Raw genomic sequence first — 537 nt, 5'->3', positions numbered from 1 at the left:
AGCACAGCTGCGGGCTCCAGACCGACGCCACGCTCGTCTGCTGGGGCGCTGACACCTCGAACCAAGTCACGAACACGCCGACCGGCAGCTTTCTGGCCGTCAGTGCGGGCGTTGATCACAGCTGCGGGCTCAAGATCGATGACACCCTCGTCTGCTGGGGGGCCGACAGCGCGAACCAAGTCACGAACACCCCCACGGGCAGCTTTGTGGCGGTCTTTGCGGGGGGGGATCACACCTGCGGGCGCCAGGCCGACGAGACCGTAGTCTGCTGGGGCGACGACAACGATAACCAGGTGAGCAATACCCCGACAGGGGCCTTGCGCCTGGTGGGTCCGGGCGCGACGCACACCTGCGGCATCCAGCCCGGGGGCAGCCTCGTCTGCTGGGGCAACAACGCCGCCGGGCAGGCGCGTCCGCCGGCCGCCCCCTTTCCCAGCGTGAGTGCGGGCGGGGCGCATACCTGCGGGCTGAACGCCGATGGCACGGTCAGCTGCTGGGGGGCAGATGCCGCGGGGCAGGCCAGTCCGCCAGCGGGGT

The 537-nt window shown here is 70.4% G+C and carries 1 protein-coding gene; it reads left to right on the top strand.

The genetic code is table 11. The features are described from left to right. Nucleotides 1-537, top strand: a 537-nt coding sequence (locus tag J4F42_22240; GenBank protein ID MCE2488243.1) for a hypothetical protein, incomplete at both ends; no start/stop codon positions are given.

The organism is Desulfurellaceae bacterium (genome assembly GCA_021296095.1).
GTDB lineage: Bacteria > Desulfobacterota > Binatia > Bin18 > Bin18 > JAAXHF01.
Note: the sequence above shows the minus strand (reverse complement) of the source record. Positions and strands in the feature narration are given on the sequence as shown.